Raw genomic sequence first — 19,466 nt, forward strand, 5'->3', positions numbered from 1 at the left:
GCGGTCAGGGTGGGGAGCAGGTTGAAGGCCTGGAAGATGAAGCCGATGTGGTCGCGGCGGATCTGGGTGAGCTGCTTGTCCTTGAGGCCGACGAGTTCGGTGTCGCCGATGGTGGTGGAGCCGGAGCTGATGGTGTCGAGGCCGGCCATGCAGTGCATGAGGGTGGACTTGCCGGAGCCGGAGGGGCCCATGATGGCGGTGTACTGGCCCTGCGGGAAGTCGACGCTGACGTTGTCGAGGGCCACGACGCGGGTCTCCCCGTCCCCGTAGACCTTGTTGAGGCCGGTGGCGCGGGCGGCCGCCAGGCCGGTACGGACGGCGGTTGCGGGGGTCGTCACGGGGGTGCTCCTGAGGGCGGGAACGGACAATCGGGTTCCGTTCCATCCTCCCAATCCGTTCGAGCGCGATGCGTATGTCCCGAGGAGGGGCGACCCCCGCCGTCTCGGCGGCTCGGCGGGGGTCTTCTCATCCTCAGGTATGACACCGATCCCTGAGGACCATGGTCCCTGTGCTGCGGACGATGGTCCCGGTGCTACTCCACCGCGACGCCGAACGCGCCCGCCAGCCCGAGCAGACCGTTCGTCACCGAGCGGCCCGACGGGCTGAACTGCCAACCGCCGCCCGCACGCTGGAACGAACCCATGAGCATCGCGCTGTCCGGCACGCCGCCGGTGCCGGCCGCCCACTCCGCCGGACCGGCCGCGCCCGGACCGTACGTCGCCGCCAGGGCGACACCGTGCACGTAGCCGAGCGGCAGGGCCCGCGGCTCCTCCTCCTCGGTGGAGACGGCGACCACCACCTCGTCCACCGTGGCCGCCAGCCGCTCCAGGTCCAGGGTCAGCCGGACCGCCCGGGCCGGCTCGCCCGGCACCGAGTGGGTCGGGTGCAGCCGCACGGCGCCGTCCGGGTCCTGCGGGTTGTTGAAGAACACGAAGTGCTCGTCGCTCAGTACCCGCCCGGCGGCGCACAGGAACGCGGTGACGTCCAGCTCCACCGCGTCGCCGCCGGCCGTCCGGCTCTGCCAGCTGACCGTCAGGCTGCTGTGACGGTCCGTCGGCGCGGCCGCCGGTGCGGGCTTCTCCTGTTCCGCGGAGCCGCCGCCGAGCCGCCCCCGCAGCCCCTGCTCGGCCAGCAGCTCCACCAGCTCCGGCCCGCTGACCAGCGTCAGCGGCTTCCCCTCGATGTAGCTGTACGAGCCGCGGCCGAAGCCGGCGGTGGTCACCAGGATGCCCTTGTTAGCCCCGTGGTGCCGGACGGTCGACTCCAGGTCGCGCACGGCCGTCGGGGACACCGTCTTGCGGTAGCGCTTGGCCTGGATCACGATCTTGCCGCCGGTCACCGGGTCCAGGTCCTCGGCGACCACGTCCACCCCGACGTCGCCGCTGCGGGCCGTGGTCATCACCCGGAAGCCGCGCAGCCGGAACAGCTCGGCGATCAGCTCCTCGAACTCGATCGGGTCCATCTCGAACAGGTCCGGGTCGTCGTCGCCGCCGTGCCCGGCCAGGCTCCCGCCGACCGTCTCCGGCAGCCGGTCCGGCCGCACCTCGTCCAGCCGCTCCGGGCGCGCCGACAGCTTGCCGCCCAGGCCCTGGAAGCAGTCCACCGGCGCCACCCGGTCCAGCGCCAGCCCGGCGAACTCGGCCCGGGAGGCGGTCAGGGTGGCGAGGAAGCGCTCCGCCTCCCGGCCGGTCGCCGGGTCGATGCCCAGGACGAAGCCGTTCAGCACCACCGAGTCCAGCATCCCGTCCCGGTCCGCCCGGAACAGCTCCGCCGCCAGCCGCAGCGCCGACTGCGCCAGCACCTCCCGGTACAGCGCCTTGCGCTCCGTCGCCGGGCGGGCCACCTCCGCCTCGCGGTCGTCCGTCTTCACGTACCGGACCCGGCCGGCGGCCGGCACCACGTCCGGGCCGGGCAGCTCCCAGTTCACCACCAGCTGCCGGGTCGACGCCTCCCAGGCCGCCACCAGGCGGTGCGGGAAGCCCTCCGGCCAGGCCGCCGAGGCGTACAGGCCGGCGGTGAAGTACTCCTGCACCGCCTCCGGCTCGCCCGCGCGCAGCCGCCGCAGCAACTCCTCGGTACGGGCGGCGCGGTCCTCGTCCTGGCGGCGGCACTGCGCCGCCCAGGCCAGGTACTCCTGGTGGTACGCGGCCAGCCGGCGCTGCCGGTCGGCCTCCTGCGCCTGGGCGGCGTACCAGTCCTGCTCGAACCGGGCCCGGGCCTGCGCCAGGTACTGCTCGTACTGCCGCCGCACCCCCGGATTGCGCGCCTGCACCTGGTCCGGCGGCGGCACGTGGTACTTCGGGCCGCCCTGATCGGGCAGCTCCACCGGCCGGCCCAGCGGGCCCGGGTCGAACGGCGGCACCGGGCGCGGCGCCAGCAGCGCCTGCGGGCCGAACGCCGGAGCCGCCAGCCCGGCGGCCAGCAACCCGCGCAACTCCTCGACCCGGGCTTCCAGTTCGGCCGTCAGTCGGGCCGCCTCCGCCTCCCGGGACTGCTGGTAGGCCCGCTGTGCCTCCCGCTCGTTGCGGGCTGTCGCCCGCTGCTCATCCCGCTGCTCGCGCTCCAGCCGGCGCTGCTGCGCCGCCTCGGCACGCCAGCGGGCCTCCTCCCGGCGCTGCTGCTGTCGCTGCGCCTCCGCCCAGATCGCCAGCACTCCGTCGTTCCGCCGCCCCGCCACCGTCCACCCCTTCATTGCACGCCGGACCGGTCGCGCCGCACGCCTCCCGGCCGCGCCGCCAACCGCGCCCGCAACAATAGAACGTGAACACCCCACCGGGCCAAGCCCCGCGAGCAGCACGGCTGCACTGCACCGGTCAGTGCACCTGGGGCGCGTCCCCGGGCCGGGCGTGCCAGCGCCAGTCGGTGCGCAGCGGCCGGCCGGGCAGCGGGGCGCGGCCGGTGGCCCACAGAAGGGTCGGCCAGGGGGCGTCGGCGGCGGTGACGGGGACGTCGGGGAAGAGGCGGGCCAGGACGCGGCGGCAGAGGTCGGCCGGGGGGTCCCAGGGCAGGCAGAGGCCCTGGGCGACGTCGTGCAGGTGCACCAGTGTCTCGACCAGGCTCATCGCGACGAACCCGGCCGGGTCGGCGACACCCCACGGGTGGTAGGCGCGGACCTCGGGCGCGGCGGCGCGGGCGATCGCGACCATCAGCCCGCCGCTCGCCTCCAGCACCTCGACCAGCCCGTCGGGCCCGCTCGCGCGGTCGGCGCGGACGAAGTTGTTCGGCCCGCCGGGGAAGCGGCGCTCGGTGGCGAAGGGGACGTACCGCTCGCGCGGCGGGGCGGCCGGGCCGAGCTGGGCGGCGTAGGCGAGCAGGTCGTCGGCGAGGTGCTCGACGGTGGTCCAGCAGTCCCAGGTGACCGTCCCGGCGGGCCGGGACCAGTCGGCGTCCGCGGGCGCCGCGCGCAGGGTGGCGGCGGCGAGCCGGAGGACGAGCGCGAGGTCGTCGGCGGTGACGGGGGACTGGGCGGCGGGCTCGGGCGTCATGGTCGCGGAGGCTAGCAGGGGGCACTGTCACGGGAGCACTGTCAGGGGTGGCGGGTACTCTGCACTGGTTCGAGAGGGAGGGATGCCCGTGACGATCGCACCGCAGCACCACCCGGACCGGCCCGCCGGCTGGGTCTCCACCGGGCTGAGCTGGCACGAGGGCCGCGCCCTGCTCGGCGCCGTGCGCGGCGGCCAGACGCACGAGCGGGCCGTCACGCCCGGCGCGGAGGTCGGCTGGCTGCTGGGCGGGCCGCGCCGCTGCACCGGCGCCTGGCTGGCCGGGGCGACGGAGCGCACCCCGTGCCCGCACCACGCGGTGATCGCGCCGGACGGCGCCGCCGTGCAGTGCCCGGCCTGCCAGAGCGTCGACCGGGGCCTGGCCCTCGCCCGGGACCAGATCCTCGACGACGGCCGGACCTACCTGCTCTACCTCGCCTGGTTCGGCGACGGCCTGCTGAAGGTCGGCCTGACGGCCGAACAGCGCGGCGACAGCCGACTGCTCGAACAGGGCGCGCTGGCCTACGCGTTCACCGCCCGGGGCGGACTGCCGGCCATCCGGCGCGCCGAACTCACCGTCGCCGCCTCCGGGTTGGCCCGCGAGCGGTTCAAGGCCAGGCTGAAGACCGAGCACTGGTGGGCGCACGGCGACGAGCCGTACCGCCGGGCCGTGCTGGCCGAGGCCCGGGCCCAGGCGCACCGCCTGCTGGCCGGCCACGCGCTGGAGCTGCTCGCCGAGCGCCCGGTGGTCGACCACGTGGCGCGGTTCGGGCTGTCCGACGGCGCACCGGAGGCGTACCGGCAGGTCGGCGGCCTGGCCGACGGGGCGGTGATCGCGGGCACCCTGCGGCCGCCGGTGGGCCGCCACCTGTTCCTGGACCAGGCCGACGGCTCGGGGCCGCTGCTGCTGGACACCCGGCTGCTCACCGGCTGGACGCTCGCGCCCGTCTCCGGCCGTCCGACGTCCGGGGTGGCCCTGGAGGAGCGGGTCCGCCCGCCGGAGCCGGACACCCAGGAGGCGCTCTTCTAGAGTGAATCCGGGCTGGGGTGGTTCCCCGCGAGCCCGGGGGCTGAGGGCTCAGCCCAGCTTGCTGCGCACCCCGCCCGGGCCGGAGCGGGCCCGGCGGGACAGCGGCGGCCGGGACGGGCGGACGTCGGCGCGCGCGGCGGGCTCGCCCTCGGCGGTGCGCCGGGCGAGTGCGGCCCGGGCGGCGGCCAGGGCCACGCGGGTGAGCAGCGGGTCCTCCTGGACGCCGGCGGACCGTTTGGCCGCCTGGCAGTGCGAGCACCAGATCGGGGAGGCGGGCCCGTCCGGGTACGCCATGCTCTCGGGCGGCAGGTAGTGTCCGCCGCACTCGACACACTCGAAGACCAGCCTCATCCGGCGATCACCGTCCCGGATCCGTGGCACCGACCGCAGGGCGACCAGAAGGTGTGGATCCTCGGCACCATGCTCCCTTCCTCGTCCCGTTCGACCGTGGCTTCGGTCTTCTGGGTCCCCCCGGACCCGCCGCAACCGGAACAGGACTGAACCTCGGGCATATGCCGTCCTTCCGTAGCGGAGGACCACGGTAGCGCGAATTCCCGGGCGCGGGCGCGGGACCTGACGATCCACCACCCCTCGGGGGAGCGTGCGAATGCCCCACACGCCCCACTGCGCGCCGTCGGCCCCGCACCCGGGGGCGCGGGGCCGGGGCACGGGGCCGGTCGGAGCGGCCCGTCAACCGCGCGCGGCCCGCAGGAACTCGCGGTTCATCGCGGCGATGCTGGGCAGCGGGATGCCCTTGGGGCAGGCGGTGGCGCACTCGCCGGTGTTGGTGCAGCCGCCGAAGCCCTCGGCGTCCATGGCCGTGACCATGTCCCGCACCCGGGAGGCGCGCTCCGGCGCGCCCTGGGGGAGCACGTTGAGGTGGACCACCTTGGCGGAGGTGAACAGCATCGCCGAGCCGTTCGGGCAGGCCGCCACGCAGGCGCCGCAGCCGATGCACTCGGCGTGTTCGAAGGCGGTGTCGGCGGCCTCCTTGGGGACGGGCGTGGCGTGCGCGTCGGGGGCGCTGCCGGTGGGGGCGGAGATGTAGCCGCCGGAGCCGATGATCCGGTCGAAGGCGGAGCGGTCCACCACCAGGTCCTTGACCACCGGGAAGGCCGCCGCCCGCCACGGCTCGACGTCGATGGTGTCGCCGTCCCGGAAGTGCCGCATGTGCAGCTGGCAGGTGGTGGTCCGCTCGGGGCCGTGGGCCTGGCCGTTGATGACCATGCCGCAGGCGCCGCAGATGCCCTCGCGGCAGTCGTGGTCGAAGGCCACGGGCTGGTCCCCGCTGGTGATCAGCTCCTCGTTGAGGCTGTCGAGCATCTCCAGGAAGGACATGTCGGGGCTGATGCCGCCGACCTGGTAGGTCGTCATCGACCCGGGGGCGTCCGGGCCCGGCTGGCGCCAGATGCGCAGGGTGAGGTTCATGCGTAGCTCCGCTGGGTGGGGTGGACGTACGCGAAGTCGAGGGCCTCGCGGTGGAGGACGGGGGCGGCGCCGGTGCCGGTGAACTCCCAGGCGGCGGCGTAGCCGTACTCCTCGTCGCGCCGGGCGGCCTCGCCGTCGGGCGTCTGGCTCTCGGTGCGGAAGTGGCCGCCGCAGGACTCGGCGCGGTGCAGGGCGTCCAGGCACATGAGTTCGGCGAGCTCGAAGTAGTCGACGAGCCGGTTGGCCTTCTCCAGCGACTGGTTGAGCTCCTGCCCGGTGCCGGGCACCTTGATCCGGCGCCAGAACTCCTCGCGCAGCTGCGGGATCCGCGCCAGGGCCCGGCGCAGTCCGGCCTCGTCGCGGGCCATCCCGCACTCGTCCCAGAGGAGTTCGCCGAGTTCGCGGTGGAAGGAGTCGGGGGTGCGGTCGCCGTCGACCGCGAGGATGAGGTTCAGCCGGTCCTCGACCTCGGCCTCGGCCTCGGTGACCGCCGGGTGGTCGGCGGGGACGGCGGGCAGCGGGTTGCGGGCCAGGTAGTCGTTCAGGGTGGGCGGCAGGACGAAGTAGCCGTCGGCGAGGCCCTGCATGAGCGCGCTGGCGCCGAGCCGGTTGGCGCCGTGGTCGGAGAAGTTGGCCTCCCCGACGGCGAACAGGCCGGGGACGGTGGTCTGCAGGTCGTAGTCGACCCAGAGTCCGCCCATCGTGTAGTGGATCGCGGGGTAGATCCGCATCGGCACCCGGTACGGGTCCTCGGCGGTGATCCGCTCGTACATGTCGAACAGGTTGCCGTACTTGGCGGCGACGGCGTCCCGGCCCAGCCGGCGGATGGCGTCGGCGAAGTCCAGGTAGACGCCCTGCCCGCCGGGGCCGACGCCGCGGCCCTCGTCGCAGACGTTCTTGGCGGCCCGGGAGGCGATGTCGCGCGGCACCAGGTTGCCGAAGGCCGGGTAGATCCGCTCCAGGTAGTAGTCCCGCTCGTCCTCGGGGATCTCGGCCGGCGGCCGGGTGTCGCCCTGCGCCTTGGGCACCCAGATCCGGCCGTCGTTGCGCAGCGACTCGCTCATCAGGGTGAGCTTGGACTGGTGGTCGCCGGAGCGCGGGATGCAGGTGGGGTGGATCTGGGTGAAGCACGGGTTGGCGAAGTGGGCGCCGCGCCGGTGGGCCCGCCAGATCGCGGTGGCGTTGGAGTTCTTGGCGTTGGTGGAGAGGTAGAAGACGTTGCCGTAGCCGCCGCTGGCGAGGACCACGGCGTCGGCGGTGTGGGTGCTGATCGCACCGGTGACGAGGTCGCGGGCGACGACGCCGCGCGCCCGGCCGTCGACGACCAGCAGGTCGAGCATCTCGGTGCGCGGGTGCATCTCCACGTTCCCGGCGGCGATCTGCCGGGACAGCGCCTGGTAGGCGCCGAGCAGCAGCTGCTGGCCGGTCTGGCCGCGCGCGTAGAAGGTGCGGGAGACCTGCACGCCGCCGAAGGAACGGGTGTCCAGCAGGCCGCCGTACTCGCGGGCGAACGGGACGCCCTGGGCGACGCACTGGTCGATGATCTCGACCGACACCTGGGCGAGCCGGTGCACGTTGGACTCGCGGGCGCGGAAGTCGCCGCCCTTGACGGTGTCGTAGAACAGCCGGCGGACCGAGTCGCCGTCGTTGCGGTAGTTCTTCGCCGCGTTGATGCCGCCCTGGGCGGCGATCGAGTGAGCCCGCCTCGGGGAGTCCTGGAAGCAGAACTGGACGACGTGGTAGCCCTGTTCGGCCAGCGTGGCGCCGGCCGCGCCGCCGGCCAGGCCGGTGCCGACCACGATCACGGTGTGCTTGCGCCGGTTGGCCGGGTTGACCAGCTTGGCCTCGAACCGCCGCTGGTCCCAGCGCTGTTCGATCGGCCCGGCGGGGGCCTTGGTGTCGGCGACGGGCTCGCCGACGGTGTAGTCCAGGTAGCTCATTTGACGACTCCGAACATCACGGCCACGGGGACGGACAGGAAGCCGACGGTCAGCACGAGCGCCAGGCCGTTGGCGGTCAGCTTGAGCACCCGGTCCCGGCGGGCGTTGTTGGCACCGAGGGTCTGCGCGGCGCTCCAGAAGCCGTGCCGGATGTGCAGGCCGACGGCGAGCATCGCGACGATGTAGATCACGCAGCTGTACCACTGGCCGAAGGAGGCCACGATGTTCTGGTACGGGCGGCCGTGCTCGGCGGCGGGGTTCACGGTGAGCGTGGTCAGGTCGAGGATGTGCCAGACGATGAACAGTGCCAGGATCACCCCGCCCCAGCGCATGGTCCGGGTCGCGTAGCTCGCCCGGCGACGCTTGTGGACGTACTTGCTCGGCCGGGCGGCGAGATCGCGGCGGCTGAGCTGGTAGGCCGAGACGCCGTGCAGCACGACGGCGGCCAGCAGGCCGAAGCGGGCGATCCACAGGAACCACTCGTGGCCCAGGAACGGCTGTCCGATGGTGCGCAGCCAGGCCGCGTAGCCGTTGATGTCGTCCGGGCCGGCGAACACCTTGAGGTTGCCCAGCATGTGCGCGACCAGGTAGAGCAGCATGGCCAGTCCGGTGACGGCCATGACCGCCTTCTTGCCGACGGTCGACCGCCAGAGCGTCGCCAGGGTGGACGGATGCCGGGCCGTCCGAGTCGCGGTTGTCATGGCTGCAACGGTAGGGACGGCCACCAGGGTGCGTCCAAGACATGCTGCAGCTCGTGACGATAGCCGGGGCCTATCGATGCGGCCTATCCTGGTCGGGTGCAGCTCCAGCAACTCCGCTACTTCCTGGCCGTCGCCGAGACCCGCCACTTCACGCGGGCCGCCGAGGCGACACACGTCGCCCAGCCCTCGCTCTCCCAGCAGATCCGGTCACTGGAAAGGGAGTTGGGCGCCGAACTGTTCCACCGCACCCGGGGCAACATCGCCCTGACCGACGCCGGGGAGGCGCTGCTGCCACTGGCCCGGCGCATCCTCGCGGACACCGAGAGCGCCCGGCTGGCCGTCCAGGAGACGGTCCAGCTGCGCCGCGGCCGGGTCCGGCTCGGCGCGCCGCCGAGCCTGTGCACCAGCCTGGTGCCGGACGTGCTGCGGGTGTTCCGGGACCGCCACCCGGGGGTGGCGCTGGCGGTCCGGGAAGGCGGCTCGCGCGACCTGGTCCGCTCGCTGGCGGCGGGGGAGCTGGACCTCGCGCTGATCATCACCCCGCCGAGCGGGGAGGCCGCACCGGCGCCGGCCGTCACCGAGCTGCTGCACGAGGAACTGGTGCTGGTCTCCGCCGAGCGGCAGACCCGGCGCAAGGCGCGGGTGGCGGAGCTGCGGGGGCGCCCGCTGGTGATGTTCCGGGAGGGCTACGACGTCCGGGAGGCGACCCTGGCGGCCTGCCGGGCGGCCGGCTTCGAGCCGGAGTTCGCGGTGGAGGGCGGCGAGATGGACGCCGTCCTCGGCTTCGTCCGGGCCGGACTCGGCCCCGCGGTCGTCCCCGGAATGGTCGCGGCCCGCTCGGGACTGTCCGTCACACCCTTCGCCGCCCCGGGCCTGGGCCGCACCATCGCCGTCGCACACGGCCACGAGGTGCCGCTGACCCGCGCCGCGGAGGCCCTGCGCACGACCCTGCTGGCGCATCTGCACCATGCTGCCGGTTCCGGTGAACTCCCGCCGGGGACACGCCTGTTGCTGTGACGTGGAATTCTCAAAATTCTGACGTTCCATCAGGTTGCGAATGCTGTCGACCAGTCGGCATCGACAGGGCTCACTCCGATCTGTCAAGCTGACAGCCCGGTGACTGTCAGTCATGGCAGGATCGGTGCGGGTCGACAACGTGTCGAACTGAAGGAGGAGACATGGCTGAGGACAGCAAGGACAAGACTCCGTCTGGCACGTACGCAGGCACTGAAATCACGGTCGACGGTGAGGAGCACGTCATTATCCGGGAGGACCAGGTCCCGGTAGGCACTGACGGCGAGTGATACGCCCTCGCCCACGCTTCGGTACGGGCTGATCTCCGCCCGTTCCGGAACGGGGTGCTGCGCAGCGATGAGAGGGGCCCTGTCGGTCGCCGACAGGGCCCCCTTCTGGTGCGTTTTCGCAGTTCGCAGAGGTAGTACCAGGTGACGTCCGGTACCGACATGAGTGGCGAGTGTGGCAGGGTGGGCGGCGCGGCGAAGACCTCGGGCCGCATCCCGGCGATCCGGTTCAGTGTGGGCTGGTCCATGATCTGGTGGTTCGGAAGCATCCGCCTCTCGGCGAGTTCCCTGAGCGACGCGGCGCCCGAGCGGTGCGTTCGTCGGGTCATGTGTGCTTCCTCGAAGGGATGAGTTTCGGTGGGCGTCAAGCTGGGCGTGGCAGTCCTGACCATGGGCACGCGGCCGAAGGAACTGGCCGAGCTGCTGGCCTCGGTGGAGGTGCAGACCGTGAGGCCGGCGCGGACGGTGGTGGTCGCCCAGGGCTGCCCGTTGCCGGAGCTGCCGCCGTGGGTGGAGGGCGTCGAGCTGGCCGAGAACCTCGGGGTGACCGGTGGCCGGAACGTAGCGCTGGAGCACCTGCGCGACGTGGACGTGGTGATCGACCTGGACGACGACGGCCTGCTCGTCGCCGACGACGTGTTCGCGAGGATCGAGGCGCTGTACGAGGCGGACCCCGGGCTGGGCATCGTGTCCTTCCGGATCGCCGACGAGACCGGGCTTACCCAGCGCCGCCACGTTCCCCGACTGCGGGCCGGCGATCCGATGCGCGGTGGCGAGGTGACCAGCTTCCTCGGCGGCGGCCATGGTCTGTCGACGAAGATGCTGCGGCAGGTCGGGGACTGGCCGGACGCGTTCTTCTTCGCGCACGAGGAGACCGACATGGCCTGGCGGGCAATCGACGCGGACTGGCGGGTGCTGTACGCACCGGAGCTGCTGCTGCAGCACCCGCGGACCAGCCCGACCCGCCACGCGTTCTTCTACCGGGTGAACGCCCGCAACCGCGTGTACCTCGCGCGCCGCCACCTGCCCGCGCTGCTGGTGCCGGTCTACCTCGGCGTGTGGGTCGCGCTCACGGTCGCCCGCACCAGGAACGCCACCGGGTTGAAGGCCTGGTTCTCGGGCTTCGCCGAGGGCTGGCGCACACCGTGCGGTCGGCGCAAGCCGATGCGCTGGCGCACGGTGTGGACCATGACCCGGCTCGGCCGGCCCCCGATCATCTAGGCCGCAGCCGCCTGGTGCATCCACTTCCCGGGAAACGACGGACCGGCCCGGGGCGGGTGCCCGGGGCCGGTCCGTCGGCGGGGGGATCAGGCCGGCAGGACGGCCTCGATCGCGGCGGTCAGTTCGGCCGACTCCGGCTCGACGCGCGGCCGCAGGCGGGCGACGACGGTGGCGGCTCTTCTTCTTGAATGGCACAACGTGAAGGTTCGTCATGAAATGACCAATGCGAGTAGACGCCGTGTCGACCGGGAGAAGGGGGCATGGCCGAGGGGAGCAAGCTGGAGGTGAAGGCCGGGGACCGCCTTCTGTCTAGCAAGTACGCAGCAGGCCGACGCCATGTAACACATCGTCATAGGCCGACGCCACAGCGGCTGCGGTCAGCAGATCTGGACTGGCTCACATTATCGAGCCAGTAGGCGGGGCCACTTGGAAGTCTCTGCGCCGAGATTGGAAAGATGGATGCGGGAACCGCGTGGATAGAGCTGCACAGCGGCAATCATCCTAATTTCATCCGAGACACAAAGAAGGCATATGAATGACTGCTCTTTCCGCCCTGGAGGAGGCCGGATGAGTCAGAGCAGTCATGATGGCGTGAGGAAATCACCTTGTCATTTTAGGCAGCGACCACCTCGCTTGGCCGTCTTACCGCCTGCAGGTCAGAATGCCACCGAGGCACGTGATCTTGAATGAGCCTTCTGTCTTGATGGCGGCGGCAGCGATCTCTGCTGCCCGACTGACCGTCTCGCGGAAAGGGACGCCGCATTGGTCAGCCCACGCTTCGTAGGAGGCGAGGTGGGAAACGATCGGCGCAGGATCAGTGATCTTGATGGTGCCAGGTAGTTCCCGCACCCGGATGTCCTTGAACGCTGTCCCGAGGTAGCCGGGGGCCTTCTCCAGGGAGAAGCGGGAGCTGAGGGAGACCCGCGCAGGCCCCTCGGGGATCCCGAGGATGTCGCCTGCGGCCCGGGCCCAGAGCCGGTCCAACTCCTGTTTATCGGTGTCGCTGTTGGTCGAGGCGATGAGCACACCGCCAGGTCGGAGGACGCGGGCCAGTTCCTTGATCGTGGCCTCGATATCGCTGACGTGGTACAGCATGTGTAGGGCCAACAAGGCGTCGGCGCTATTGTCGGCGAAGGGCAGGAACTGGGCGTCGGCCACCAGAACCGGCTTCTCAACTTCGGCGAGGATGCCCGTCGAGATGTCCATCCCGATGACCTGAAGGTCCGGACGGTCCTTGTGCAGGCGACTGACGAACTTGCCGTTGCCGCAGCCGACGTCGAGGACGATCCCGCTTGTGTCGGCCAGCTCTTCGAGGACGATCCCGGGCAGGTCGTACTGCGGCTGCTGCCACCGGTAGATGGACTGGCGGGCGGCCAGATGGCGCCCGTCGGCGTAGGCGCTGTTCGCGAGGATGGACTTGTCGGCGACAGCGGCGTCCTGCTGTGCGGTGTTGCTCGTCACTGTGGCAGCTCCGGGGGATTCGTGAGTGCGGGTCGAGAGCAGGCTTCTCTGACATTCTCACGGAGGCTCAGGACGATCGGGGAGCCTGCGTAGGCGGGCTCGGCGAGACGAGTGCTCAGCGCCCGAAGGCGGCTGGAGATGCTCGCTGTTCGCCGGTCCGGTGCGGCGCCCAGCACCACCGAGAGCTTCTCTTGCAGACCGTCGAGGTCACCGTGGGCAAGGTGGGCGTTGGCGAGGTCGAGGCGGGCAGCCAGCAGGTCGCCGGAGGACTGTTCCTGCTGCGGTGCAGACTCGTACAGGGCGATGGCCTGGGAGGACGCCTCGATGGCGCGGTTCACGTGACGCTGGCTGCCCAAGGCCAGGAGGGCGGTGCCGGCGTAGGTCCACTGCTTGGCCTCGGGAAACGTAAATACGCCGGGAAGATCCACGGCGGCTACTGCGCTCCGCGCCGCCGCGGCCGCTTCCACGGCTCGTAGCGCGCTCGCGCTGTCGCCGAGCGCGGCGGTGGCCCGTGCTTCGAGGCTGAGCAGGCGGGCTGCGATCGTCCCGCTGTCCGCGTACGGCAGTCCGGCTCTGGCCAGCTCGGCGGCCTGGCGGTGGTCCTGCTGCCAGTAGGCGATCAGGGACTGGACGGATCGGATCCAGGCCCGGAGACCGTTGTGGCCGGCTGACTCCGCGCAGCGCCAGGCCGTTCGCGAATGCGTAGCTGCGGCCGTGTACTGGCCGAGGTCGAGGGCGACATGGGTGGCCAGGCCACAGAGGCGTCCGGACTGCAGGTAGAGATGGCTTGTCTGGTAGGGGTGTTGGCGGCCTCGGAGTAAGTCGAACACTCCTCGCCGGAGGGCTCCGATGTCGTGGAAGAGCTCGGATACCGGCTTGCTCACGTAGTCCCCTGCCAGCCTCGCGATGTCCGCGTCGATCTGTTCGAGCAGCGTGTCGTCCACGTTGGAGGCGCTCGCGAAGCGGAGGAAGAGTGCGGACTCTGCCGAGTCGGCTGCCACGGCCATTACGAGATCGTTGTGGCGTTCCGTGCGCTGGGCAGGCACAGGAGGCGAAGCCTCGCCGCCGCTGCTGGGCGGTGGAACTGCTTCGGCGGCTGCCGGGGGTGCTGTCAGCAGGTCGGCCAACTGGTCGACCGAGAGTTTCAGGACGCGGGCGAGCTTCGGCCGCATCCAGGGCTGTGGGGCACCCCTGCCGCTCTCCCATCGCCCCACGGTCGTACGGTCCACATCGAGAGCTTCAGCCAGGGATTCCTGGGTGTGGCCGACCGCCTCCCTGCGCTGGATCAGCCGGGACCTCCTGGATGCCATCCCGCGTCCTCCAGAGGTACGTCAGTTCGTCTGCAGCCGTAACAGGCCAGGTCATGCCCGGGTTTGCAGCACGGATGTCTCGTTGCCGCCTCAATTCTGCTCTGGTTCACCGGCGTTGGAGGCGGTTCCGTAGATACCTGCCGGGTGAATCCCGGCGCGAATCGGCCCGCTGCCGACCTCGTCCCGGTGAAAGGTCCGCGCTCATGTCCGTCGCCACCCGGCAGGCCACTGCCCCCGCCCCGTTCGGCTTTCGCGTGCTGCCCAGTGTCAAGGCCGTGCCGGACGCACGGCGGCGGGTGATACGGACCGTGCGCGGTTGGGGCCTGCCGCTGGCGGAGGACGCGCTCCGCGATGTCGAGTTGCTGTCCAGCGAGCTGATCACCAACGCCGTGTCCCACACTCACGCCCCGTGCGTCGTGTGCGTGTCCTGGGACGGTGAACGGTTGCGCGTCGAAGTGACGGATGTCGGCCACGAACTGCCGGCTATCGGCGGGATCGATCTCGATGCCACCGACGGGCGAGGGCTGTTCCTGGTGGCAGCGCTCGCGACGAACTGGGGCGCCGACCCGGACCCCGCCGGCAAGCGGATCTGGTTCGAAGTCGGCACCACCACTGCCGTCTCGGGCGACGAGCGACTCACCACGCTGGTGAGGGCCGCGGCCCCGAAGGCACGGGACGTCATCCCGACCAGTGCATGACAAAACTTCCTCCCGCCCTGACGCGGGTTGGGGGGATGCAGGTGGCCGCGCTGGTCAACAGCCGTGCGGCACAAGCACCTGAGGTTCCTTGCCAGCGGCTTGTCCTGGCAACGGATCCATCGCTGCACCAACGACGGGGGCTGAGCAGTCGGCCCGCCCCATGATCCTGAAGGAGTGCTTCATGCTCGAGAACCTGACGACCAGCACCGAGCCGGAGGGCGACGGCCTGCTGGTCGCCCGTGCAAAGGTCGCCGCGGCCCGCTCGCGTGGCGAGCAGCCGTCGGACGGCGGCTCCACCGGCCGAACCGACACCAACGACTGACGGCTGTATCACGATGACCGCCGAGCACTTCTCGGTGGTTGAGCGTCTGGGCGGGGATGACTTCCTCGCCCAGACGCTCGGCCGCAGCTTCAAGGTCGCACGCGGCGAATCCGCGTCGCTCGCCGGACTCATGAGTTGGGATGACCTCAACACCATCCTGACCCACCACCGGTTCGAACCGCCTCGCTTCCGCCTCGCCGCCAACGGGGAGCAGGTGCCCGCGCACACGCACTCCCGGCCGATCACCACCCGGCGGAGCACCGTCTGGTACCAGCTCCAGCCCTCCGAGCTGCACAAGAGGCTCGCCGCGGGTGCCACGCTGGTCCTGGATGCTGTCGAGGAACTTCACCCCGGCATCGGTGCTCTGGCCAGCCAGCTTGAGCGCCGGCTGCGAACCGGCGTGCAGGTCAACCTGTACGCCTCCTGGACCGGGATCGAGGGCTTCGGCGTCCACTGGGACGATCACGACGTGGTCGTCGTCCAGCTCGACGGCGCGAAGCGCTGGCGCATCTACGGTCCCACCCGCACGGTGCCGATGCACCGTGACGTCGAGACGCCCGAGCCGCCGCCCGAAGAGCCCGTCGCTGATCTGGTTCTCACCGCTGGCGATGTGCTCTATCTGCCTCGGGGCTGGTGGCACGCCGTCGCCGCCTCCGAGGGCCAGCACTCGCTGCACGTCACGTGCGGGCTGCAGAGCACGACGGGTGCCGACTTGATCACCTGGCTGTCGGAGATGCTGCGTGCCCACGAGACCGTCCGGGCGGACGTCCCGCGCTTCGGGGCCGCCGAGGAGCAGCGCGCCTTCCTCGACACAATCGGCAAGCTCATCGCGACCGAGCTGGAGAGCGACGACCTGATCGCCCGCTTCTCCTCCGCTCGCGACGCCACCGAGCGAGCCCGGCTCGCGCCGTCGCTGCCCCACATCACGGCGGCCCTGCAGGTACGCCTGGTCACCACGCGGCCCGTGCTCAGGGCTCTGCCCGACGACACCGTCCGGTTGACCGCTGGCGGCGAGGAGTGGACGTTTGCCGCCAGGGCCGAGCCGATGCTCGCGCTCCTCGCCGATGGGGAACCTCACCGGCTGGCCGATCTCGCGCAGGCCGCGGGCGTTGCTCTCGGACAGGCGGCCGGTGTCGTGACGGAGCTGGTCGACGGCCAGGCCGCCGCGATCGGAGGCCTACGATGACCGCCCGGCTGGGCCTCGGCACCTACCGTTGCCTCGATGTGGCCGAGGCAGCGTTGATGGCCGCCTCCCGAGGTGCCGACTGGGTGGACACGGCGCCCAACTACGCAGGCGGCCGGGCGGAGGCGTCGCTCGCAGTGGCTCTGGCTGCCTACCCGAATCTGTGCGTCTCCACGAAGGTGGGCTTCGTCCCGGCCGGCACCAGGCACATCGGGGTACGAGCCGGTGCCCTGTCCGCGGCGGACGCCCAGCGCGGGTACTGCCTCACCCCGGACTACATCGCCTGGCAGCTCGCGCGCTCCAAGCTCATGCTCAGCCGGGTACCCGACCTGGTGTTCGTCCACAACCCCGAGCACGCCTGCCCGGACGGCGAGATCACCGGCCGGCTCTACAACGCCTTCCTGGCTCTGGAGGAGGCGTGCAGCCAACAGATCATCAGCGCCTATGGTGTGGCGACCTGGCGCGGCTTCAGCAGTGGCCTCTTCGAAGTACCCATGCTGATCGAACTCGCGATCAAGGCCGGCGGGCCGAATCATCACCTGTGGGCCATCCAGCTCCCGGTCTCCCTCGTCCACCTCGTGCCCATCGCTCAGGCTCTCGACGGACACGGCCCGTTGGCCGATGCCCTGGATGCGGGACTGGAGGTGTTCGCCTCCGCCCCGCTCCACGGCGGGGAGATCCCGGGCCTGGCCACTCCTGAACTGTCCGAGCTGATCGCCCCGGGCAAGACCAGTGTCGAGACCGCCCTCGCCGTCGTTGCTTCAGCCCCAGGGGTGAAGCGTGTACTCCTGTCGACGGGGAACCCGGAACACTGGATGGGGGCCGTCGAAGCTGTCGGCCGACCGCCGTTGTCTCCGGACGTACTCCGAAGGGTCGTTGATGTACTCGGAACCTGAGCCGGACACCGCCAGGCGGATGCGTGAGATGCACGCCGTAGCAGCAACCGTTTTCAACGCGAGGCCGATCGGCTCCCGCGAAGCGTGGGGCTGGCGCGGACGCACCCTCAGCCGCCCGGTTGCCACGGCGTCCGGCGAGGGCTGGCTCCGCATGGTGTCCGCTCCGGCCGACAAGGCCGGCGGAAAACTCTGGGAGGGACCGCAGGAGGCAGAACGGCTCATGCCTTCTGCGGTACCCAGGCCACGCCTGCGGGAGCGGCGTACCTGGACCGAGGGCGAGCACGGCTACCTGGCGGAGCTGTACGACAAGATCACCGCCTCCACCATCGCCACCCACGAGCCGATCCTCCGGGAAACACCTGACCTGGACCACACCTGGTGGGACGGGCTCAGCACCGCCCTCGACGCCATCGCCGCCGTCCCCAGCGACCGGGTGGCGGTCCGGCAGGAATACCTGGACCGCGCCATGCCCCAGTACTTGGGCATCCCGATCGACACCAGGGTGCCTGCCTGGACGACGGCCCACGGTGACCTGCACTGGGCCAACCTCACGGGCCCGACCCTCACCGTCCTCGACTGGGAAGGCTGGGGCGTCGCGCCTGCCGGGTACGACGCGGCACTGTTGTACTCGTACAGCGTCCTCGTGCCGGACACCGCCGCCCAGGTCCGTCACCGACTCGCCCACATCCTCGACACGCCAGCCGGGCAGTTTGCCGAACTTGTCGTCATCACTGAACTGCTGCAGACCATTACTCGAGGCGACAACCTCGACCTGGAGGAGCCCTTGCGAAGGCGGCTCTCTGCGATCACCAGATGACTGGCCCTCGACCCCCCGGTCGAGGGTGGCGCGTTGGGCAGCCCTTGGGATATCCAACGCGCCAATGTGCTCCGCCCCAAGGGGCGAGGACCGGGGTAAGGATGACGGCGAAGGACGGCCCGAGGACCGAGTACGGCCTTGTTGTCACCCACCTCGGTGAGCATCGACTGATCGGCTACGCCCGATTGGCCACCGAGCCGCAGCAGGCCGCCACCGTCGGCTTCGCCCTCCATCCCGCCGAGTGGGGCAAGGGCCTCGGCACGGCGACCGTCCATCTGCTGTGCGCGCTCGGCTTCGACGTCCTGGGAATGCACCGCATTTGGGCAGCCCGATCCCCGCTCAATGAGGCCTCCGCACGCACCCTACTGCGAGCGGGCATGACTGAGGACGGGCGGATCCGCGATCACGTCTTCGTCCACGGCGCCTGGCGTGACTCGATCACCTACTCGATCCTGGAGCACGAGTGGACACCGATGGAGGGCTGGGATCAGCAGCGCCAGTGGGTGATGCCGGCCGGGCCGGGAACGGAACAACGGACCGGCCCCGGGCGGGTGCCCGGGGCCGGTCCGTCGGTGGGTGGATCAGGCCGGCAGGACGGCCTCGATCGCGGCGGTCAGTTCGGCCGACTCCGGCTCGACGCGCGGCCGCAGGCGGGCGGCCACGGTGCCGTCGGGGGAGACCAGGAACTTCTCGAAGTTCCAGCTGACGTCACCGGTTTCGCCCTCGGCGTCGGCGACCTGGGTCAGCTGCCGGTACAGCGGGTGCCGGTCGTCGCCGTTGACGTCGATCTTCTCGAACAGCGGGAAGGTGACGCCGTAGGTGGTGGAGCAGAAGGTCTGGATCTCCTCGGCGCTGCCCGGCTCCTGCCCGGCGAACTGGTTGCAGGGGAAGCCCAGCACGGTGAACCCGCGCGCGGCGTACCGCTGCTGGAGCTTCTCCAGGCCGGTGTACTGCGGGGTCAGGCCGCACTTGGAGGCGACGTTGACGATCAGCAGCGCCTTGCCCTTGTACTCGGCCAGCGAGGTGGGCTCGCCGGTGAGGGTGCGCAGCGGGATGTCGTACAGGCTCACGGGGGTGGTCCTTTCGGCAGGTGTGTGGAACGGAGTCTCGCCGAGCCACCGTAGTGGCCGCGACCACCTGGACCGGGCCCGACCTACCGGTCTTCCGGCAGATCGGTCCCGAAGGCGGAGAAGTCGGCGCTCGACCAGTGCTCGGGGCGCATCCGGAGCGTGATGTCGGCGGCCAACTGTTCCCGGGCGGAGGCGAGGTAGTCGCGCGCGGCCTCGGGTGGCAGGTAGCGGTTGGCGAGGGCGGCCCACTCGTGCGGGTCGAGCCGGTCCTCGATCGCCACCACCGGGCCCTCGACGCTCACGTACGCGGCCGGGTGCTGCTCGTGCTGGGCACAGAGGGTGAACCGCCCGGCGGCCCGGATCCGTCGGGCCTTGACGGAGTCGCGGCCGGTGATGACGGTGAGCAGGCCGCCCGGGACGTAGGAGTACCAGACCGGTACGGCCAGCGGTCCCCGGTCCGGTCCGGTGCCGGAGTCGACGGCCAGCACGCCGACGTGCGGTGCGGCGAGGAACCGCTCGCGCTCGGCCCTGTCCATGGTGAAGGGCATGGTGTGCGCTCCCGGGGGCTCCGGGCCCGCGCACGGTGGTCGGGCGCGAGCGTCTTCC

Annotated in this window: 20 protein-coding genes and 2 pseudogenes; 10 read left to right on the forward strand and 12 right to left on the reverse strand. The window is 71.3% G+C overall.

What is annotated here, in order from left to right; genetic code table 11:
* From ACFWPI_RS10780 to ACFWPI_RS10790, 3 genes are all read right to left on the reverse strand, one after another.
* A partial coding sequence (locus ACFWPI_RS10780; protein ID WP_380378999.1) for an ABC transporter ATP-binding protein occupies positions 1-338 on the reverse strand: 338 nt, incomplete at its 3' end.
* A gap of 194 nt (positions 339-532) precedes the next feature.
* Positions 533-2,677, reverse strand: a complete 2,145-nt coding sequence (locus ACFWPI_RS10785; RefSeq protein WP_159398312.1) for a restriction endonuclease — start codon at positions 2,675-2,677, stop codon at positions 533-535.
* A 136-nt stretch (positions 2,678-2,813) separates the two neighbouring features.
* Complete coding sequence (locus ACFWPI_RS10790; RefSeq protein ID WP_380379001.1) at positions 2,814-3,485, reverse strand: maleylpyruvate isomerase N-terminal domain-containing protein; 672 nt, start codon at positions 3,483-3,485, stop codon at positions 2,814-2,816.
* 88 nt (positions 3,486-3,573) lie between these two features.
* On the opposite strand from ACFWPI_RS10790, the gene ACFWPI_RS10795 reads away from it, so the two are divergent.
* Positions 3,574-4,512 (forward strand): DUF2797 domain-containing protein, encoded by a 939-nt coding sequence (locus ACFWPI_RS10795; RefSeq protein ID WP_380379003.1) that lies wholly within the window; start codon positions 3,574-3,576, stop codon positions 4,510-4,512.
* A gap of 48 nt (positions 4,513-4,560) precedes the next feature.
* Here ACFWPI_RS10795 and ACFWPI_RS10800 read toward each other — a convergent pair whose 3' ends face one another.
* The 4 genes from ACFWPI_RS10800 to ACFWPI_RS10815 all read right to left on the reverse strand — a co-directional run bounded on the left by ACFWPI_RS10800 (position 4,561) and on the right by ACFWPI_RS10815 (position 8,581).
* Positions 4,561-4,863, reverse strand: a complete 303-nt coding sequence (locus tag ACFWPI_RS10800) for a hypothetical protein (RefSeq protein ID WP_380379004.1) — start codon at positions 4,861-4,863, stop codon at positions 4,561-4,563.
* Between the two features lie 339 nt (positions 4,864-5,202).
* Entirely contained in the window at positions 5,203-5,940 is a 738-nt protein-coding gene (locus tag ACFWPI_RS10805) for a succinate dehydrogenase/fumarate reductase iron-sulfur subunit (RefSeq protein ID WP_363372913.1), read from the reverse strand.
* Complete coding sequence (locus ACFWPI_RS10810; RefSeq protein ID WP_063346104.1) at positions 5,937-7,880, reverse strand: fumarate reductase/succinate dehydrogenase flavoprotein subunit; 1,944 nt, start codon at positions 7,878-7,880, stop codon at positions 5,937-5,939. Before ACFWPI_RS10810 ends, ACFWPI_RS10805 begins: the two co-directional genes overlap by 4 nt.
* On the reverse strand, positions 7,877-8,581 hold the full coding sequence (locus ACFWPI_RS10815; RefSeq protein WP_380379007.1) for a succinate dehydrogenase cytochrome b subunit: 705 nt from the start codon (positions 8,579-8,581) through the stop codon (positions 7,877-7,879). Before ACFWPI_RS10815 ends, ACFWPI_RS10810 begins: the two co-directional genes overlap by 4 nt.
* 96 nt (positions 8,582-8,677) lie before the next feature.
* Here ACFWPI_RS10815 and ACFWPI_RS10820 point away from each other — a divergent pair, with 96 nt between their 5' ends.
* From ACFWPI_RS10820 to ACFWPI_RS10830, 3 genes are all read left to right on the forward strand, one after another.
* Positions 8,678-9,598, forward strand: a complete 921-nt coding sequence (locus ACFWPI_RS10820; protein ID WP_380379008.1) for a LysR family transcriptional regulator — start codon at positions 8,678-8,680, stop codon at positions 9,596-9,598.
* 161 nt (positions 9,599-9,759) lie between these two features.
* Positions 9,760-9,885 (forward strand): hypothetical protein, encoded by a 126-nt coding sequence (locus tag ACFWPI_RS10825; RefSeq protein WP_380379010.1) that lies wholly within the window; start codon positions 9,760-9,762, stop codon positions 9,883-9,885.
* Between the two features lie 387 nt (positions 9,886-10,272).
* Positions 10,273-11,103 carry a glycosyltransferase family 2 protein gene (locus tag ACFWPI_RS10830; RefSeq protein WP_380379034.1) on the forward strand — a complete coding sequence of 277 codons (831 nt, stop codon included), beginning with the start codon at positions 10,273-10,275 and terminating at the stop codon, positions 11,101-11,103.
* Positions 11,104-11,745: 642 nt separating this feature from the next.
* Here ACFWPI_RS10830 and ACFWPI_RS10835 read toward each other — a convergent pair.
* The 3 genes and pseudogenes from ACFWPI_RS10835 to ACFWPI_RS10845 form a co-directional block, all read right to left on the reverse strand.
* Positions 11,746-12,564 carry a class I SAM-dependent methyltransferase gene (locus ACFWPI_RS10835; RefSeq protein WP_380379012.1) on the reverse strand — a complete coding sequence of 273 codons (819 nt, stop codon included), beginning with the start codon at positions 12,562-12,564 and terminating at the stop codon, positions 11,746-11,748.
* Entirely contained in the window at positions 12,561-13,565 is a 1,005-nt protein-coding gene (locus ACFWPI_RS10840) for an XRE family transcriptional regulator (protein ID WP_380424747.1), read from the reverse strand. The genes ACFWPI_RS10835 and ACFWPI_RS10840 overlap by 4 nt, the downstream gene beginning before the upstream one ends.
* Positions 13,566-13,691: 126 nt before the next feature.
* Positions 13,692-13,874, reverse strand: a pseudogene (locus tag ACFWPI_RS10845) (helix-turn-helix transcriptional regulator); the annotation flags it as partial.
* Between the two features lie 203 nt (positions 13,875-14,077).
* Between ACFWPI_RS10845 and ACFWPI_RS10850 the strand changes: the two are divergent.
* From ACFWPI_RS10850 to ACFWPI_RS10875, 6 genes and pseudogenes are all read left to right on the forward strand, one after another.
* Entirely contained in the window at positions 14,078-14,572 is a 495-nt protein-coding gene (locus ACFWPI_RS10850; RefSeq protein WP_380379016.1) for an ATP-binding protein, read from the forward strand.
* A gap of 181 nt (positions 14,573-14,753) precedes the next feature.
* The gene (locus ACFWPI_RS10855) at positions 14,754-14,894 is read left to right on the forward strand and encodes a hypothetical protein (protein WP_380379017.1); all 141 of its coding nucleotides are present in this window, start codon (positions 14,754-14,756) and stop codon (positions 14,892-14,894) included.
* A 13-nt stretch (positions 14,895-14,907) separates the two neighbouring features.
* Positions 14,908-16,080, forward strand: coding sequence for a cupin domain-containing protein (locus tag ACFWPI_RS10860; protein WP_380379019.1), 1,173 nt, complete (start codon positions 14,908-14,910; stop codon positions 16,078-16,080).
* Positions 16,077-16,973, forward strand: a complete 897-nt coding sequence (locus ACFWPI_RS10865; protein WP_380379021.1) for an aldo/keto reductase — start codon at positions 16,077-16,079, stop codon at positions 16,971-16,973. The genes ACFWPI_RS10860 and ACFWPI_RS10865 overlap by 4 nt, the downstream gene beginning before the upstream one ends.
* Before the next feature lie 220 nt (positions 16,974-17,193).
* Entirely contained in the window at positions 17,194-17,790 is a 597-nt protein-coding gene (locus ACFWPI_RS10870; RefSeq protein WP_380379023.1) for a hypothetical protein, read from the forward strand.
* Positions 17,787-18,161 (forward strand): annotated as a pseudogene (locus tag ACFWPI_RS10875) (GNAT family N-acetyltransferase); the annotation flags it as partial. The gene ACFWPI_RS10870 and the pseudogene ACFWPI_RS10875, both read left to right, overlap by 4 nt.
* A 210-nt stretch (positions 18,162-18,371) precedes the next feature.
* Here ACFWPI_RS10875 and ACFWPI_RS10880 read toward each other — a convergent pair.
* Positions 18,372-18,860 carry a glutathione peroxidase gene (locus ACFWPI_RS10880; protein ID WP_363372928.1) on the reverse strand — a complete coding sequence of 163 codons (489 nt, stop codon included), beginning with the start codon at positions 18,858-18,860 and terminating at the stop codon, positions 18,372-18,374.
* 83 nt (positions 18,861-18,943) lie between these two features.
* The gene (locus ACFWPI_RS10885) at positions 18,944-19,408 is read right to left on the reverse strand and encodes a pyridoxamine 5'-phosphate oxidase family protein (protein ID WP_380379025.1); all 465 of its coding nucleotides are present in this window, start codon (positions 19,406-19,408) and stop codon (positions 18,944-18,946) included.
* Between the last annotated feature and the right edge of the window lie 58 nt (positions 19,409-19,466).

Source organism: Kitasatospora sp. NPDC058492, from assembly GCF_042720685.1.
Taxonomy (GTDB): Bacteria; Actinomycetota; Actinomycetes; order Streptomycetales; family Streptomycetaceae; genus Kitasatospora.

Excerpts from the sequence above, each read along its gene's own strand:
- ACFWPI_RS10790 (WP_380379001.1), bottom strand. The coding sequence starts at position 3,485 with ATGACGCCCGAGCCCGCCGCCCAGTCCCCCGTCACCGCCGACGACCTC.
- ACFWPI_RS10800 (WP_380379004.1), bottom strand. The coding sequence starts at position 4,863 with ATGAGGCTGGTCTTCGAGTGTGTCGAGTGCGGCGGACACTACCTGCCG.
- ACFWPI_RS10805 (WP_363372913.1), bottom strand. The coding sequence starts at position 5,940 with ATGAACCTCACCCTGCGCATCTGGCGCCAGCCGGGCCCGGACGCCCCC.
- ACFWPI_RS10810 (WP_063346104.1), bottom strand. The coding sequence starts at position 7,880 with ATGAGCTACCTGGACTACACCGTCGGCGAGCCCGTCGCCGACACCAAG.
- ACFWPI_RS10815 (WP_380379007.1), bottom strand. The coding sequence starts at position 8,581 with ATGACAACCGCGACTCGGACGGCCCGGCATCCGTCCACCCTGGCGACG.
- ACFWPI_RS10825 (WP_380379010.1), top strand. The coding sequence starts at position 9,760 with ATGGCTGAGGACAGCAAGGACAAGACTCCGTCTGGCACGTACGCAGGC.
- ACFWPI_RS10830 (WP_380379034.1), top strand. The coding sequence starts at position 10,273 with ATGGGCACGCGGCCGAAGGAACTGGCCGAGCTGCTGGCCTCGGTGGAG.
- ACFWPI_RS10850 (WP_380379016.1), top strand. The coding sequence starts at position 14,078 with ATGTCCGTCGCCACCCGGCAGGCCACTGCCCCCGCCCCGTTCGGCTTT.
- ACFWPI_RS10855 (WP_380379017.1), top strand. The coding sequence starts at position 14,754 with ATGCTCGAGAACCTGACGACCAGCACCGAGCCGGAGGGCGACGGCCTG.
- ACFWPI_RS10860 (WP_380379019.1), top strand. The coding sequence starts at position 14,908 with ATGACCGCCGAGCACTTCTCGGTGGTTGAGCGTCTGGGCGGGGATGAC.
- ACFWPI_RS10865 (WP_380379021.1), top strand. The coding sequence starts at position 16,077 with ATGACCGCCCGGCTGGGCCTCGGCACCTACCGTTGCCTCGATGTGGCC.
- ACFWPI_RS10870 (WP_380379023.1), top strand. The coding sequence starts at position 17,194 with ATGCCTTCTGCGGTACCCAGGCCACGCCTGCGGGAGCGGCGTACCTGG.
- ACFWPI_RS10885 (WP_380379025.1), bottom strand. The coding sequence starts at position 19,408 with ATGCCCTTCACCATGGACAGGGCCGAGCGCGAGCGGTTCCTCGCCGCA.